Origin of the sequence: Citrobacter sp. Cb041 (assembly GCF_030336655.1) — a bacterium.
Lineage (GTDB): Bacteria > Pseudomonadota > Gammaproteobacteria > Enterobacterales > Enterobacteriaceae > Citrobacter > Citrobacter braakii.
This window is the reverse complement of the sequence record NZ_JAOWDD010000042.1, coordinates 163,377-179,616: the sequence shown is the minus strand read 5'-3', so window position 1 is coordinate 179,616 and position 16,240 is coordinate 163,377. Positions and strand designations below refer to the sequence as shown.

At 51.7% G+C, this 16,240-nt stretch carries 19 protein-coding genes; all 19 read right to left on the bottom strand.

Going from position 1 to position 16,240, the window contains the following annotated elements; all coding sequences use genetic code 11:
• Positions 1 to 47: 47 nt before the first annotated feature.
• Positions 48 to 1,778, bottom strand: coding sequence for a tail fiber/spike domain-containing protein (locus tag OGV52_RS19650; RefSeq protein ID WP_287109004.1), 1,731 nt, complete (start codon positions 1,776 to 1,778; stop codon positions 48 to 50).
• Positions 1,779 to 1,836: 58 nt separating this feature from the next.
• Entirely contained in the window at positions 1,837 to 4,314 is a 2,478-nt protein-coding gene (locus OGV52_RS19645) for a host specificity factor TipJ family phage tail protein (protein WP_287109002.1), read from the bottom strand.
• Positions 4,301 to 4,717: an NlpC/P60 family protein gene (locus OGV52_RS19640; RefSeq protein WP_287109001.1), complete on the bottom strand. Its 417-nt coding sequence runs from the start codon at positions 4,715 to 4,717 to the stop codon at positions 4,301 to 4,303. The genes OGV52_RS19645 and OGV52_RS19640 overlap by 14 nt, the downstream gene beginning before the upstream one ends.
• Positions 4,680 to 5,150, bottom strand: a complete 471-nt coding sequence (locus OGV52_RS19635; RefSeq protein WP_287109000.1) for a hypothetical protein — start codon at positions 5,148 to 5,150, stop codon at positions 4,680 to 4,682. Before OGV52_RS19635 ends, OGV52_RS19640 begins: the two co-directional genes overlap by 38 nt.
• Positions 5,150 to 5,647 (bottom strand): hypothetical protein, encoded by a 498-nt coding sequence (locus OGV52_RS19630; RefSeq protein WP_287108999.1) that lies wholly within the window; start codon positions 5,645 to 5,647, stop codon positions 5,150 to 5,152. The genes OGV52_RS19635 and OGV52_RS19630 overlap by 1 nt, the downstream gene beginning before the upstream one ends.
• A 37-nt stretch (positions 5,648 to 5,684) precedes the next feature.
• Positions 5,685 to 5,915, bottom strand: coding sequence for a hypothetical protein (locus tag OGV52_RS19625; RefSeq protein WP_049003439.1), 231 nt, complete (start codon positions 5,913 to 5,915; stop codon positions 5,685 to 5,687).
• A gap of 8 nt (positions 5,916 to 5,923) precedes the next feature.
• On the bottom strand, positions 5,924 to 8,863 hold the full coding sequence (locus OGV52_RS19620; protein ID WP_287108996.1) for a tail protein (tape measure): 2,940 nt from the start codon (positions 8,861 to 8,863) through the stop codon (positions 5,924 to 5,926).
• A gap of 1 nt (position 8,864) precedes the next feature.
• Entirely contained in the window at positions 8,865 to 9,542 is a 678-nt protein-coding gene (locus OGV52_RS19615) for a DUF6246 family protein (protein ID WP_287108994.1), read from the bottom strand.
• A 57-nt stretch (positions 9,543 to 9,599) separates the two neighbouring features.
• Positions 9,600 to 10,343, bottom strand: coding sequence for an Ig-like domain-containing protein (locus tag OGV52_RS19610; protein ID WP_252838318.1), 744 nt, complete (start codon positions 10,341 to 10,343; stop codon positions 9,600 to 9,602).
• 63 nt (positions 10,344 to 10,406) lie between these two features.
• Positions 10,407 to 10,790 (bottom strand): phage tail termination protein, encoded by a 384-nt coding sequence (locus OGV52_RS19605; protein ID WP_287108993.1) that lies wholly within the window; start codon positions 10,788 to 10,790, stop codon positions 10,407 to 10,409.
• On the bottom strand, positions 10,787 to 11,251 hold the full coding sequence (locus tag OGV52_RS19600) for an HK97 gp10 family phage protein (protein ID WP_232585356.1): 465 nt from the start codon (positions 11,249 to 11,251) through the stop codon (positions 10,787 to 10,789). Before OGV52_RS19600 ends, OGV52_RS19605 begins: the two co-directional genes overlap by 4 nt.
• A gap of 63 nt (positions 11,252 to 11,314) precedes the next feature.
• Positions 11,315 to 11,464: a hypothetical protein gene (locus OGV52_RS19595; RefSeq protein ID WP_232584968.1), complete on the bottom strand. Its 150-nt coding sequence runs from the start codon at positions 11,462 to 11,464 to the stop codon at positions 11,315 to 11,317.
• A gap of 185 nt (positions 11,465 to 11,649) precedes the next feature.
• The gene (locus tag OGV52_RS19590; protein WP_142417436.1) at positions 11,650 to 12,000 is read right to left on the bottom strand and encodes a hypothetical protein; all 351 of its coding nucleotides are present in this window, start codon (positions 11,998 to 12,000) and stop codon (positions 11,650 to 11,652) included.
• 172 nt (positions 12,001 to 12,172) lie between these two features.
• Positions 12,173 to 12,553: a DUF7370 family protein gene (locus tag OGV52_RS19585; protein ID WP_287108991.1), complete on the bottom strand. Its 381-nt coding sequence runs from the start codon at positions 12,551 to 12,553 to the stop codon at positions 12,173 to 12,175.
• 2 nt (positions 12,554 to 12,555) lie between these two features.
• Positions 12,556 to 12,855 (bottom strand): hypothetical protein, encoded by a 300-nt coding sequence (locus tag OGV52_RS19580; RefSeq protein ID WP_287108990.1) that lies wholly within the window; start codon positions 12,853 to 12,855, stop codon positions 12,556 to 12,558.
• Between the two features lie 10 nt (positions 12,856 to 12,865).
• Positions 12,866 to 13,960: a major capsid protein gene (locus tag OGV52_RS19575; protein WP_232584975.1), complete on the bottom strand. Its 1,095-nt coding sequence runs from the start codon at positions 13,958 to 13,960 to the stop codon at positions 12,866 to 12,868.
• 11 nt (positions 13,961 to 13,971) lie between these two features.
• Positions 13,972 to 14,400, bottom strand: coding sequence for a hypothetical protein (locus OGV52_RS19570; RefSeq protein ID WP_032104751.1), 429 nt, complete (start codon positions 14,398 to 14,400; stop codon positions 13,972 to 13,974).
• A gap of 3 nt (positions 14,401 to 14,403) precedes the next feature.
• The gene (locus tag OGV52_RS19565) at positions 14,404 to 15,813 is read right to left on the bottom strand and encodes a DUF2213 domain-containing protein (protein ID WP_287108983.1); all 1,410 of its coding nucleotides are present in this window, start codon (positions 15,811 to 15,813) and stop codon (positions 14,404 to 14,406) included.
• A gap of 202 nt (positions 15,814 to 16,015) precedes the next feature.
• Positions 16,016 to 16,198, bottom strand: coding sequence for a hypothetical protein (locus tag OGV52_RS19560; protein ID WP_286471016.1), 183 nt, complete (start codon positions 16,196 to 16,198; stop codon positions 16,016 to 16,018).
• Positions 16,199 to 16,240: the final 42 nt, after the last annotated feature.

The window sequence follows — 16,240 nt, the reverse complement described above, 5'->3', positions numbered from 1 at the left end:
ATTTGGCATGCCTCATTACTAACTAAATTGAGCATCGATGATATATCTTATAAGAAACTTTTTGATATACCTGTAATTTGAATGTTAGTGTTAATAGTAATAGAACTAGATGAAATATTGACAACTTGAACATTAACCGCCCCTGCTAATATTGACGCTACTTGTACAACTATACCAGGATATAGATTACCCAGAGTCCAACTTACTGCAGATCCTGAAGGTAGCCCAGGAACTAAAACAGATGTGTTATATGTTCCGCCATTTGCTGCAATCGTTGATGATAACGACCCAGAAGCAAATATCTTATTATAAAAACCCACCATGCTATGTATTTCTTCACGAAACTGGGTTTTTAGTTGATAATCGCCCAAATTTTCACCTATATCAGTACCAACGACGGTACTTCTATGCCCGTTTGGATTATCAAGAATCCAGTTAACTTTGTTTGGATCGTTGTATGGAAATAATGAAAGGTTGATGAATGTTTGCCTTCCTCCATCGCGAGCCTGACAAGTAAATTCGTTACTATTATCGATAGACATCGTAATCCATGTATTAGCATAAGGGGAATTTATGCTATAAAACCATGTCCATACCTCTTCGCAACCTTCAACGTTTGTAGATATAAATGTGTTTGTTTCGTATACACCACGCTCATTACTTAGGTCATAAGCTAATGCGCAAGATGACCACGTACAACTGATTTCAGTATTACGATTATATACACCTGCAAAATATAATGCCCTAACGCAATTAATAGCGGCGCACATTTCAATCTTACCAAAATATACTTGCCCACCTAATGATGGAAATAAAGCACGCGGATAAGTTAGGTTTGGTGAAGTTCCTGTCCTGCCCTCATCAATCCATCTGTTAAAAGAAATTGCTTTATCGAAAAGATCAGCTCTTAACCTATATAAATGAAAGTAGTTACAATCACCAAAATCTATGGCATGAATATCCTTGGCTGCACGACCGACAAGATATACGTCCTTAATTCCAATATTATTGCATCCAGGAACCCATCCAGATGGTCTATGTGACCTGATCATTGTGTTTCCTACGGGAAAAGTTGATGAGGCGCGGATTAGAGTCTTATCGTAACCTCCTCCCTTCAACGTAACACCAGGATATAACAATACCGTATTCGAAATGTAGAAATCACCAACTACTGTTACCTCAGGAATCCCTAACGTGTGAGCAGCAACGATTGCGGCCTGCAGGTTTGCTGTCAGATCTGGTTGACCTGTGATTACCCCGCCAGGGACAAAATCAGCAGCCAGGTCGATAGAGTTTCTGAGTTTTCTGTCTACAGTGGTTAATTTTGATGATGGTTGATTGAGGTTATATCCAACAAGAAGTGAACCTGTTCCGGCGGCTAAATCTTTTCTCAAAACATCACTAATATCTACCGGCTGCCATTTCCCTTCACCAGTTCCACCAGAAGATTCTGGCGTTGATCCTGGCGGGACTGTTTTAGGTAATGTTGTCAGGTCATCCCATCGATACCAGACATTTGTTGACGTGTCCTGCAATACATCACCAGCAGCGGTTACTGTTCCCCCTCCCTGAAATGTTCCTGCAAGACTCCATCCGAGATTGTAGATATGCTGGAGAGTTAGCTGCTTAAGTCCTTCAATCGTATAATGAGCATGACCAAAACGATCGATGTACTGAAGAGCCATAGACGTGACAAACTCGTCAATTTTCCCCGCATTGAACCTCAGGTCTTGCGGCTTTTCGCTTGGTACTGGCAGATTAGTAGGTGTAGTGCTCATAATTTTTCCATTAAAAAACCCGGCACGGTGGCCGGGTCTTGTTGGTCGGTGAAGGTTCTCATTGGTAGATGGCGTCGCTGTACTCTGCGACGGTAAGAGATACCGTATTATCTGAATTTGGTTTGATGCTGTTGACCGTCCATAGCTGACTGTCCAGTTCTGCCACAGTCGCTATGAGATAGCGCGACGGGAGTTGCACTGTGTCTCCGTTCCATATGTTGAGCTGAATATTGGGAATTGCCGCAGTGAAGCCGTATTTTGTGTCGCTGCGTGGCATTGCGGAATAACGCAGTGTCGGGTTACCAAGACTATCTGTGACCAGAACATACATAGAACCGAAAAATGTGATCGGCTCGCTGGTGTCGAAGTCATTCCCGGTGCGGCCGGTGATGTAACCCTGTTGCTGGTTGCTGTCGTAGATGTCCGGCATCTGAATGACGCTTCCAACCTGGATAATCCCGTCCTCGAATACCTTGGCGTTCATCTTCACCCGCGAGTAAATCAGACGCTTTGTTTCGCGTAGCGCTCGGTCCCGAGCCTGGTACTCATTACGGAAACCCACTATCTCAAGCTTGTTCGGGTTCTCCGCCTCCTGCTCGACGATGGCGCCGTTAAGTACGCGATAGTTGATGTACGTCTTGTTATTCGTTGTCGGGTGAACGTAGGAGATCTGAACGCCGTCGTAACCGCCAGGCAGCGTGGCCTCATACGTCATTTTGTATTCATCCGTCTTCATGTTTGCCCGGTTGAACACTGCTGCCGGGTAATCGACTTTCTGATCGCGGGTGAACGTCAGTACACCGTCATCCCAGTACGCCATAACAGACGCCGCATTACAGATCGCCTGCACCCGGTCGCCGAGTGAGTCGTTCTCATCGTCAAACGTATAGTCGAAGTAACCAAGACGCTCATCATGTAGACTCTCAGCTATAGAGTACAACCCGTACAGATCAATGCTGCTTTCTGGCTGCCCGCCCATTACAAGCCAGGTATGTGCAACCGCGTCAGCAAAGGAACGCGATGGACGCAATGTATAATCGACGGTCTGTGTAGTCAGGTTGTAACTGATAGTCTGACGAGTCACCAGAGCATTATATTTTCGGTCACGGCTTCCCAGTGCGTTCTCTGTCGCCCTCACCTTGACGCGAACCAACGTATCGGTCGGATGAACTACGTTGTTTCTGATGTTGACAGCGTGTATTTCCTCAACCTTAAGAATGGACGCATCATTTGAGTTGTTTGTGCGCTGGAAGTTGATGGCATACTTACCAAATCCTCCTGCCGGGATTATTTTATCCGTGCGATAAAACACTTCGCTGGTCGACTTATGCGGCGTTCCCTGGTGATAGGTAAAGGTTTGTTGTGTGCCGGGGATCTGATTGTAATCGTCGTCGATTTTCCAGATTGTCACCGTCCAGTCAGTCCAGTTACCGCCACCCAGTGATGACTGTGTATGCAGCCAAAGCTCTGTTGATTCAACCGGTGAGAAGAAAGGCCCCACAACAAGCGCCTCATTATCGTTGAGAATAAATTTCGTTGTGTTGATGGTGGCTGTAGATGGAACGGTAGGTGGCCCCTGCAAATCTGTCATGGTGAACGTGTACCACTTAATAGGGTTTATCACAGAACCATCATCACTCTGCACAGCAGAAATTAACGTTCCAGAGAAAAGCACATCTTCAGTAATACTGCCTGATGTCGTGTCATAAGTGACGTTGATAGTAAAGGTGACGGAGTGTGGAAGTGCCAGCCCCATGAAGTAGTCGAATTCAGCCTGCTTGACGATTTTCATCGCTATCTGCCCGCCAGCATATTCACCACTTACCACGGTATTGGCCGTAGCCGATTCTACCGGGAAATTGTCGCTTTCGTTTGGCCCTGGCATCTCCTGTCCGTCGACATCATCGAACGAATATCCCTCGTTAATAGTCGGTATTACTTCACCAGGCTGATAAAACTGATACTCAGCACCGGCCATCGATCCGAGACTCGACTCTGAGTAACGAACAGATTCATAGTCATACTTACCGATACCGATACACATCCACTCAGTGACGTATTTCAGGCCGCCGTCATTCTCACTCTGGCGCACATATTCAAACATCGATTCCTGAATCAAGTCTGGAAACGATCTGACCTGCCCGTAAATATCAGGCTTCGCTTTGTATACCCTTGCGGTATTCGTTTGCCCGGTCAGACTGTTGTTCGGAGAATCGACAGTGTTTCCACCGTTATTAGCTATTGCTGGCTTCGGGGCAAGGAATGAAAACACAGCGCCAACAACTTTGAAGATCGGGCTGAGAATGTCGCTAATGATGCCCTTTGGCTGGTCGAATATCTGGATGGTATCCAGTTCGCTCAGCTCAAACGCCAGCTCATCATCATCATTTAACCTCACGCCGTTTCGGACGATCAGCAGATCACGGTGAAAGTTGCCATCATTGGAAAACAGCCAGTCATAAAAAAGGGTGCCGTTTGGCACCCTGCAACGCAACTTAGGCGTTCCTGGAAAATTCGATATCTCAACCAGCGCCATATTCGAAAAACTCCACTTTAGTGAATGCCCGTTTAATAACCAGCAATGAGTCCATGCGCACGCTGCCGTTCTCGCCCCTCGAGTGCAGCGCCTGCCTGTTAAGCACCAGGCCAACGTGCGCCGGTTTCGCGCCGCGGTACCCGACAAATATCCCGCCTTCGACAGGTTTATCGGCCTGGCGCCAGAAAACGACGTCGCCCTGATAGCAGGTGAAGAAGTCAGCTCCGGCTTCGTAGTCCGGAGTCTGGTGCAACTCAATGCCGAGAACGTGACGGTAATACAACACCACCAGTCCCCAGCAATCCACTCTATCGAACGAACAGGCACGATTAGCCCACTGCACGCCGATCACCTTGCTGATGAAATCAGAGGTACTGCAGACCGGTGTATTCCTGCGGATCATAAAGTCGACCTATGTTGTTGTTCAGCGGGTTGGTGACAGACAAAGTGACCGACGCGGCGTCGGCATCAATATCGACCGTCTTGACGTATAACTGCCACGACTTAATAGGCACTGACACGTCTCCACTGTCGAAGATTTGCCGGGTGGCCGTTATGGCCGTCAGTCGCGCCGTACCCTTCCACTGCTTCATCAGAGTTTTAATATCAGACGACAGGCGCCCTAACTTGACCGTCGCGTCTATCACCGGCGTGCCGCTCTGCTGGCTCTCTTCGATTTCAAAGCGCGCTGGCGTGTACGTCTGGCCTCCTAGTGCCTTCGGGAAGAACTGCTTATCGACCAGGCGGACGTAGCCAAAGGATGGATGGTAGAACGTGATGGTGTCGTACAGCCCGCGCGTCGGGCGCTGCTGCTTATAAGCTCTGAATGTAGACATTACGGAACTCTCGGAAGTGATTCTGGGTCGCGACCGTCCGGGTAACCCGTAACCACGATGTCCAGCCACGAATCCCACGGCGGCGGCAATTCAACAATGATGTCGTCAAACTCGTCGTCAGCGTTGTAGAGGTGGTTTGCAATCACGGTTCCAGTCCATGTAACAACGCCGTTTGTGATGTTTGCCTGAACAGGCATCTGCGTGAAGTGGAGTTCCTGCAACTGTACCCCACTGCCACCGAGATTCACCTTCATACGGAACCAATTTAGCCCACGGTTTAGGTAGTTAGGGCTGCGCAACCACTGCTGAAATGCACGCTCCTCTGCCGACGTAAAGATCCACGTCAGTGACCACGTCACTTTCAGGTCATCGGTCTGGTTCTGAAAGATAGCCGGGCCGACCGCTGGCTGATCTGTCTGGAACCCGGTATCGATCGTCATATTTTTGCTGGCTTTCTGCGCCAGCGGCAGCCAGTCGGGATAGTCGATTATTGGCATCTAAACTCCAGGCATTAAAAAACCCGCCGAAGCGGGTTTAATCTATGGCAGTTGGTCGTCTCGGAGCTTCAAAAATTTTAATGTTAAATTCTTGAATAGAGCCGTTACTCTTGAACTCAAGTGTCTCACCAGCAGGAATAACACCGGTAATGTAAGTGCCATCTGTAAGCAAAAACTCAAAATTAACAGCCCGGTTAGTTGAGTATTTGACAACCTTCCCGCTTTCAAGTGGCATGCTTTTTGATTCGCCCGGCAAAATACTATCCATGTTCCCTCTCAATTTTGACCGCGTGGTGTTCTTTTGGCATTGAAATTACTTGTTATGCCCTGAGAAATTGGACCGCCATTATTTAGATCAGCAATGATGGCATCCACGGTTATTGTACCATCTCCATTACTTGTAGCCTGAGCATCAAATGTGGACCCCGTCATATTCTGAACGTTGATTATGACGTTCACACCTCCGCCTGCAGTCATATCCTTATTGCTGATCACCCTGCCGTTGTCACCCGGTATCATGTACTGCTTACCAGTGCTGGCCTGGTAAATCTCCGGCATGCCGCCTTCGCCGACCTGATACATTCCGCCAGCCGAGACAGGCCCGCCGTTCTTGCGTTTTCCAAGCAGGTTTGCGCCAATAACGCCAGCCACCGCTCCGAGACCGATAGCCGCCGCCGTACCCATCGAGGCAATGGAGGACAGGATCGCTGCCGGGGTCCATGCTGCTGCTACCGTGCCAGCGGCCGCAACGCTTGTCGCAGTCTGAACACCAGTCGCTGCGGTCTGCACGGCCGTTACAGTTCCGATGGCCGATGTCTGAGCCGCAGATCCCATAATTGCCGATTTGACCCAATCAACCCCCATTTGCACAAAGGTATTAACAAGGCTGTTTAGCACTGTGCTACCCAGAGAGCGCATTGCATCACTGGCCGTCATGCTACCGGTGATAATTCCCGTTAATGCGTTGGAAGCATTTCCTGCCAGCGCGTCGATTGAAGCGGCCAGCGCTTCCGTCCCGGCGTTTTGGTTTCTGAATATCTCCCACTGAGCTGCAATCCTCTCCTGCTCATACTTCTTGTTCGCCGCATTCGTCAGTTCAAGCCCTCTCTGGGTTAACTGCCCCTTCTGGCTTTCAAACTGCTGGATTAACGCCAACTCTTGAGCGTGCTGGTTAGCAAGCCTCTGAACCGGATCTACTTCGCCTTTAGCCGACTGCTGCGGGGTTACAACCTGCTGCGCCCTGATTTTTGCAAGCGCCACTTGATGGTCCTGCTCAAGCTTTTCAGATGCCTGGTTGTATTGCTCCTGAGAGAGAATTAGCTGACCGTTAGCGTCCTTTTGGCCCTTCAAGCTCTCAAGAGCTTTCTTCTGCGCTGCGTAATCAGCGTTTTCCTTGAGAGTAGGAACTGCATTCTGTGCTTTTAGAGCCGCAGCTTTATCCCAAGCGGCCGCCGCATCACGCTCTACCTGAGCGATCTGTTGAGGTGTCGGATTGGTAAGCTTCTGTCGAGCGGCAAGAATCGCCTGCTCCCGAGAAAGATCCGCAGTTGAGTCAGCTGAAAGGTTTGCTTTTTGCCGATACTCTTCCAGAACCTTTGCGTTTCTCTCCGCCTGCGAGGCTCCCTTGCTCTGCTCTGACTTAAGCGTCTTCTGCGCCTGCGTATTTTTGTACGTAGCTGCAGCGTCATCTTCCATCTGCTTGGCATGCGGATCATCCTTCGAAAACCCGGCATCTTCTGCAGCGTATTGTGCCTGCAACCGCGCGCGGGCTTCACCCTGCAACTTCGACAGTGCCAGGTTGCGCTCTGACTGTTTAATTAGGTTCTTCTGCCCAGAAGTAAGGTTATCGACCTCTTTTTTCATTCCGGATAGGTTGATCTGCGCCTCTCCAGCCACTCGCACAAGCTCGGTGAGAGGACCAAGGAAAGTTCTGATTGCATCAGCTCCTGATTTGGTCGAACTCTCAGTGCTCTGGAGTTCAAGAACCAGTCTTTGCAGCGCTTCAGGTGTTGGGTTATTCGCCACATCTGAGAGTTGCTTGCTTAGTTCGAATGCGCGCTGCTCCGATACGCCAAATTTATCCGCAAGCGTGGTTACGGTATTCTGAATAGCGTTTGCATTGACGGTGAATTCCGCCCCCGCATTCCTTGCCTGCTCCATGGCTTTCGAATAGGAGCCTGCAGTTACGCCGACGGTCGAAAGGTTTTTATTGAATTCGTCAACCGACGCGATACCGCCTACGAATGACGTTTTCAGCTTATCTGTGAAGCCAACAATAGAGTTTGATGCATCGTTTATAGATTTTGGGATCTTCGCAATGGCAGCATTGTATTCAATCATTGCCTGATTTCTCAGGATGGTTGCTGCTTCTGCGTTAGTTCTTGCCAAATTGGCGTACTTATCTGAAAGGGCGGCCACACCATTCTGAGAGACGGTGATGACCTTATCCATTGCTTCCGCTGCATCCTTCAACGCATCCATGGCGTTCTTGCCGCCATTAAGCGAAGTGATAAGAACTCCAGCCAGAACTGAACTCAACGCAATGATAGAACCGACAATCGCTCCGCCAGGGCCGAACGCACCAGCAAGTTGTGATCCCTGCTGCGCGAACGCTACCAGAGCAGATTGTCCGCCCTGAACCTGAATAATGAAGTCCTGAACCTGATAGCCTGCCTGCTGCATGCTGGACTTCCAGCTGCCAGTACCTTTTGCGCCATTCTCAACGCCAGTCTTCATGTCATACAGGCGGCCAGTCAACTCGCCGATCTTTTGCTTCTCTTCGTCTGTCGCTTTCGACCCTGCGCGAAGCTGTGCAGCGAGGACTGCGGCACTGCGCGCGCCATTCTCCTGCGCTTCGTCAAGCACAGCCAACTGGTTACCCAGCGCCTCGATGATGGATTCAGCGCGATTAAACTCACTGTTAGCGCCGCCGGTCCCGCTACGAGCCTCTTCCATTGCGCGGGCAATGCCACTCACATTGGTGTTCAGCTTGCGCAGTTGGTTATCCATCGAGTTGGCATAACCAGCCAGTTCGGTAAACGCGGATCCGGTTTGTGAGGTACTCTGGTCGAGGTTATCCATTCCCTTACCGGATTGCTGGGCTGCAGCGTCCAGTTTATCCAGAGCATCAATGGCCTGTTTGCCGCCTTGTAACAGCGGCTCAACGTCGGCGCTGATTTCATAAACGATGCTACCGGCGCTCTTCTCACCTGCCATGTCATTCTCCGGTTATTGCTTTTGCCCTGCGTGCGGCTTGTTTAGCCAGGTATTCGTCGGCGATGCTGTCGTACTCTTCGCGGGTGAATCCCTTCTGATCAGGGTATTTCGCTGCCAGCAGCATCTGAAATTCGGTCATCGTTAACTGAGAGGCCTCAGTGCGATTCATGCCAAAGTGGCTGCGTGCCGCGCTGATGTAGTCGAAGGCTTTAAACTCGGTCGTACGTTCACCCGTCTCGTGACGCTGCAACTGGCGAACCTTGGCTTTACCGACCACTCCGTGTTGCATGAGATGCTGAGCCAGCACAATAATGTCGTTTTTCGGCATCTGGCCTGGGCGGTAGACGACACAATGCCGCCAACCTTTCCACTCGCCTATCATCGGCGTCAGATCGCTCTCACAGCACGCCTGTAAAACATGCATACACGTTGATAAAAGCTTTTCAGCGGCGCGGTTGAATGATGGTGACAGCCAGGCAGGGAAACGCCCCAGCGTGCCAGCACAAACCTCAATGAGCTGAGCGACGTCATTGCCGTGGATGGTGGCATACGCCTGCACAATCTCTTCCGGAGTGCCGATCCTGGTCATGGCCTCGAATGAAGGCCGCAGCAGGTAGTCTTTCCCGCCTTCGCGGCTGTCGCTGATGGAGATTTCGCCAATATCGGTTAAAGCGGTCATAGGCATTCCAGTAAACGGTCATTATCAAGGGCAGCACGCCGCCCTTTGGAATATCCGTTAGGTAACGGTCACCGTATGCACGGCAACAAAGTTTCCGTCTTCGGTGTTGATGATGATCTGTGCGCTGCCAGCGGCGACACGGTTCACCGTGACTGTGGTCCCGGAAGCTGTGGCAGTGGCTTTGGCTGGATCGGTGGAAGCAACGGTGAAATCTTTGTTGGTTGCTCCGGTTGGTGCGATGTTCACCGTGAATGTGCTGGTACCTCCCGCCGCGCCAGTACTGGTTGCCGGAGTTACCGTCACGCCAGTCACCGCTACCGCAGTGATTTCGTTCACCTCGATAGTGCTTGCATCGCCGACTTTGAACTCGGTAGAGAACGTGACGATGTCGTTGGTTCCGCCGTCAGAGCTCAGAGCCGTAATGTTCATGTAACCGATGAATTCGACCGGGCCGTAGTCCATACGCACCCAGATACCGGGCTGGCGCTTGGCCTTAAGTTCGTCAGCGAAATACTTGATGAACTTGCCAACACCGTACTGATCCAGTTTGTCCTTCTTGCGCACTTCACCTTCAAAGCTCAGTGTGAAGTCACTGTTGGTGATGATGGTCTCGACATAGCCGCCGCCGTCATCCGCATCAGAGGTAACCGAGTTCGGGTTGAAGTCGAAGCCTTTCGACGTACCAGCAGCCAGCGCCTTCCACTCAGATTCAAGTGGTTTGACGTCCGGGCAGCCATCGGCGACTTCCAGCACGACCGCACCGCCGAACAGGCGTTCGTTCGAGTTCTGGCAATTAGCCATGTGAAACTCCTCTTTGACGTATAAAAGAAAACCCGCCTAAGCGGGTTATTTGGTTGGGAATGGCTATTCGCCGTAAGTACAGGCGAACTGGAGTCGGAAGACTATTCTCCCTTCTTCTGTGAGCACCGGCGCGGGGATTGCGCCCATGTTCTGGATGTAGCCGACACATTCGTCTGCCATGGGGTTGGACTGTACATAATCGACGATGCGCTGCACAGCGTTGAGCGCGTCTTTGCGCTTATCTTTTGCGCCTACGACGTCGACCAGGACGTGATACTCAGAGCCAAGATCGGTGCGGATATTCGAGCCGCCGTTTGGCCTGAACACCATGATCGCCTTCGACTGGTCACCCGGGTCGTCGTACATCAGCTGCTGCACCGTAAATCCGGTCGTTAGCCCGGCGTCACCGAACATGTTGCGCACCCGCTCGTGCATCATGGGTGTCATAGCGAAAGCTCCTTGCGCATCACCGCGTCAACGTTATCGCGCTCGTCATTCGCGCCTTTGGTCAGGAATTGCGGCTCACCATGTGGATCCCAGTAGTTGCCCTTTCCGGTCCCGCCGCCGAACTCTTTCGGTTTCTGCGGGCCGAACTCAGACCGGTTGCTGGTCACGCCGAAGTGCGCGCGCGGCTGGCCTTTCAGCTTGCCTGACGCCTCATGCACGTAGGCGGCATAGTTGGCTGAGTAACCGATTCGCCCGGTGATGAGCACGCCGCCAGCGTCGATTTCCCGGAACTGACTGTTAATCAGCGTTGAGGTGTCGATCGGAGTGTAATATGCCGCCCGGGTGCCGATAAGCATCATCGCCGACTGCAGCGCGCGGATTACCTTGCGGCCCTTAACGTCATTGATGACATCGCTCAGGTGCTTTTTCGCCTGGCTGATGCCCTTCACTTTGATGCCCATAGCTTTCTCCAGGCAATAAAAAAAACCCGCCTGAGCGAGGTTTGGTGTCATTTAAACGGTGAATCAAAAAGGGAGCATTGCGCGAATTTCAGTGTACCAACCATGAAAAGCAGGTAGGTCATCTAAAAACCAGAAGCCTAAAACAATCATCGCCATGCCCATTACCATGTGAAAGATAATGCTGAACCAGAATTCAATAGGCTTTTCATCCACGTGAATGTACTCCTTTCGGAGCGTTCCTTTGAATGTTTTGGTATAAACACCCCGACGACAGTAGACAAACGATTGTACCAAGGAGATTGGGCCAACCAAAAAAACCGCGCACACCGTGAACCAATATTGAAATCCCATTACCTTTCAATCCACGTAATTTTTTCCCCTATTATTGCACAGGTTTATCAGATTCCAGTAAGGATGGCGTAATCATCAGTCACACGCTCGAAAGTGTCGGCGTAGCGGATAACCTGCCGCACCTCGTCGGCACCGGCCACAACCGGGTCGGCTTCGGTCGATACGCCAATCAACAAGTAATCACCCGCCGCCGCCAGCGCAAACTCTGTCCAGACGGTGTTCTTGACGACGATTTCGGCACCCAGGCTGGCTAACTTCTTGCTGAGCCCGCCCTCGTAATCACAGAGGATTTGCTCAGGCTCGGCATAGCCCAGCGGATCGCCGTATTCATCATTGCCTTCCAGCTTTCGCCAGATGGTCGCCGTGGCTGTATAGCTCCAGTTCGCTACCGATGACATCAGCCCTCCTTCCAGCGTAAAACCTTCGCGCCAGTCGCCCGGATGCGCGGGCAGTTAATGAACCACTCGCCGTCCGATTTAACGTAGCCGGTCGTCTCCCGCCCGGTGTCAGTCATCACCCAGACGCGGGTGAATAAGCGCGGAAGCCCGTGCTTAACTGATTTGAACGTCATCAGCAGCCCCCAACAACAAGAAACAGGCCAACACTGTTACCGGCGCTGATTGGCAACTCACTGGTGCAGCCGCTGGTATCAAGTCTGGCCAGCGAGTCGCGCAACCAGGTGATGCTGTCAGCATCGTAATCGAACGAGCGTGACGCGCCAGACGGCGCACCCTGTGATTTTATTCGGCGAGCCCCGGACGACGTTGCCATAAGCGCTGCGGCATACATCAGGATCAGCTTCGCGGTGCACTCGTCATAGCCAGCGCCATCGAGGCACGGGATAATCTTGTTCACCACGCAGAGAATCGGATCCAGCAGCGCGCCCGGGATGGAGTAACCCAATTCACCGAGGAACGCCTGCACGTCTGCCGCTGTGATTGGGTCAGCCATGGTTATTTCGCCTTTTTCGATTTAGCGGAGGTGTCTGCCTGCTCTGCCTGCTCTGCCTGCTCTGCCTGCTCTGCCTGCTCTGCCTGCTCTGCCTGCTCTGCCTGCTCTGCCTGCTCTGCAGGATTATCACCCGGCGTGGCAACTTCAAGCTTGCGATCACTACCTGACACGATTTCCACTAGGCCAGCGGCTTTCCACTTATTCGCAGTTTCTTCGCTTACTTCCACCTTTGCGCCAACCTCCAGCTTCTGAAGATTGGCACCGGAGAAAAGGTTATCGCTAATCACTTTTACCAGTGCCATGTCTTACCCCTTAGCTGTGCGCGTAGATGACGGACTTCTTGCTGTTGATGTCGGTCTTAACCATCAGGCCAGCGGCACCCCAGGTGCGCCAGATGTAATCGCTGTTGTAGTACGGACGCGGATCGGCAACGGTACCGAACGCCTGGCCTACAATCGGAGCAATCACGCCAGCAGTCAGCGGAACAATCAGGATCTGGTTGCCGGTCAGCTGAGCATCTTCTTTAATCGCGGAAATGCCGGACAGTTTCAGAAGCTCCTGCAGAATGGTGTCAGACTGGTAGTTGTCGCTGAAGTAGCGCTCCAGGTTGGAGATGATGGCGCTCGACACATACCAGGTCTGCTCTGCGTACTGATTGTTGGTCAGCTTGAGAGTGTCGCGCAGCTTAATCCCCGCATTACGGATCTGCTCTGCCGTGGCGGATGCGCTGGTAAAGTCGATATTCAGACCAGATGCACCCAGATCAACCAGAGCCACACGCTCGTCGTTCTTCAGGCCTTTCCAGGTCTTATCATCAAACTTGATGTAGTTGCCTTCTGCGTCACGATAGCCGTTGTAGATGTAATCCACATACTGGCGACGGACTTCGTTGGTGGACTCGAACTGAGCATCAGAGATGATGTCGAACGCATCCGGGTTGTTCAGGCGAGGCTCACGCCAGTGGAACTTGAAGCCGGTATCGTGCACAGGAACCATAGTACCGTCGTACTGGTACTGCACTGCATCCAGCGCCGCGCCGATCTGGCCTGACATGGAGGTGTGAGCCCACATACGGCCGCCAGATTTAGCGTATTCATACACGGTCTGGTTGATGCGCACCGAACGAGACAGCGGCATCAGGTCGTTGAACAGTGTGAACTCAGTGTTCGGCTGGAATTGACGCAGCACAGTCTGGTCAAAGGCCTTGTACAGATCAGCAGGTGAGCGAACAGCGTTGATGCCATTCAGCTGGTTGACTGCGTTAAGGCGATCAGCCATTTCCTGCATTACGTTAATGCCCTGATGGTTCAAGGCAGCATTACGCTCCTGCGTCAGCATACCAAACTGGTACTGGTTCACGGCCAGGTTGCCGGTCTTTTCGCCCAGCGATTTAGAATAAACAAGCATTCAGTGACTCCTTACTTAATCACTACGCGAATGAGGTCGCCAGCAGCGGCGGTGATTGAGCGCTCTTCATCGCAATAGCAGCGATCTGATTCGCCAGTGGCCCACTTCTTCACCTGGCCGTTGACGATTGAGAGAGCGTCGCCTTTTTTGTAGGTACCGGCGGCAGCTCGCACATTCAGGAACATTCCCGGCAGCGGATGGATGCCCACCAGCAGATCGTCGACAGCAAACGTGTCATCTACCGTTTTGCAGCGCAGATAATCGAAGTCTGCGACATAGATAATCGCTGTCTCGCTACCATCTACCGACACCTTAAAGACGCCAGCATCGAAGAAGCCCAGGGTGCCGGGCTTGACCGCGGTGGCGCGGCCTTCACGGTTGAGCAGCGGATTAGGGAATACGCCACCGGCGTGAATTACGTGTTTTCCGTCTTTAGCCATTTTTTACTCCGGCATTTCGCTGACTGATTGGGTGTTGGTAGCCTGGTTGCGGAATGCAGCGTTCAGGCCGAAAGAGGTGTGGCACTTGGCGTACATGGCGTCGAGCGCCTTGCCGTCCAGATCTGCGATTTCTTCATCGCTCATGTTCATCGCCAGCTTCACAGCTGAGCGCTTTTCGCCTTTCTCTTTGTCAGAGCTGGCATTCAACTGCGCTTTAAGTGGCTCTACTGCAGAGTTAACAGCGGCTGAGATAAGCTCCATCAACTTTTCGTTCTGCTGCTCATGCCCCGAGTTAGTGGCCTGCTCTTTTTTCTTGGGCTTGCCGGTTTCCGGGTCGATTTCTTCATCGCCTTTTTTCTTGGCGGTGGCTTCTTCGACCTTCATCTGGTTGTATGCGTCCATCAGCTCGGCGTCGGACTTGCCTTCAGTCGGCTTACCAGCGGCTTGCAGCGCATTGATAATCAGTTCTTTCATCGGATCGTTCTCTCCGTTGGTTTTAATCTCGTACTCAGTGGGTTTGCGCACGACTTCTACAGGTTCGCCGACGAACACGGCCTTGCCGTCATCATCGATGAGGTACTTCTGCTTCAGGTATTTGGTGTCATTGCGGTAGATGAAGCTGTCCGGCCACACCGTTTCAGGCCAAAGCCACTTATCTTCGGCGTCACCCTCGCGCAGCTTGTCGCTGATAGCCCGGGAGATGTCGTCGAAAGAGAAGTTAGAGGCGTTGGTGAAGAAGAATTTGGTCTTGTTGAGCAGGCCATCACGGGTGCAGTCGATACCATCAGAAAGGCGGGCAACTTCGATCTGCTGCTCATCACCTTCGGCATTAACGAAGATGCCCACCCCCTCCTCCGGCGTTCCGGCGCCAGGCTCATCAAGCAGCACCGCCACATGGTCAAACATCATGTTGGTGGCGATTTCGTTGTACTTCTTGCCCTTTGACTCGCCGTTGGCGGCGATGCCGGAATACAGCAGGCCGGTGGAGATGTGGATCGGGTCGGAGTTGGTACCGGCCAGCATCTCATCCAGACGGTTAATCAGGCGTTTTCCCTTCTCGCTTGACTCGGCGTACTGACGGTTAACGTACATATCGCCCGTCACTTTGCCGTCTTTGTGGCTGACGCTCTGTAACCAGGCCCCGACGTGATACTCATTCACCGCCCGGACATCGCGCGCTGACACATGTTTGCCGTCCACTTTCGGATGACCCAGCGGCATCGGGTTACGCTCAAGCGTGTTGTAGGCCTTTTCGATTTCTGCTGCCGGGTACAACTTCCGGTTCATCACAATATCGTCCACGACAGGCGTGATGCCACGAACCACGATATGTGGCTTGCCGTCGATGGTTTCAGTGGTGATGTTTGAAGCGGAGTTGAAGACGGTCAGCACGTTAACGCGGTTGCGTTTCATGCTTGATCCTCGTTATTGGATTTTTCGTAGCATCGGCGCTCTACAGCACCAAGGGAAATAATCCAGCGCAGTTACGCACTGGTAGCGCACGATACGGCCGCAACCACAGCAACAATAGACTGTCATGCAAGGGCCTCATGTGGATTTCAGGCAATAAAAAAGGCCGCCGAAGCGACCCTATTTGCATTTGGTTTTAATTAGATTAAGCAAAGGAAATAGGCATTTCCATAAAGCTATCTAATGTCTCTGCCTTTCCATTTAAAGCAGACGGGGAAGGAACTTGAGCCAAAGATGCTGCAAAGAAGCTGGACTCCTCTAGAGCCTGCATAGCATTTTTGCGCAGCTCAGGGCTCATAGAGTCAAGTATTTCTTGAACAGTTCTCATTTTCACCTCCAGTTAACAACATATGTAGTTTACTACCTTCAA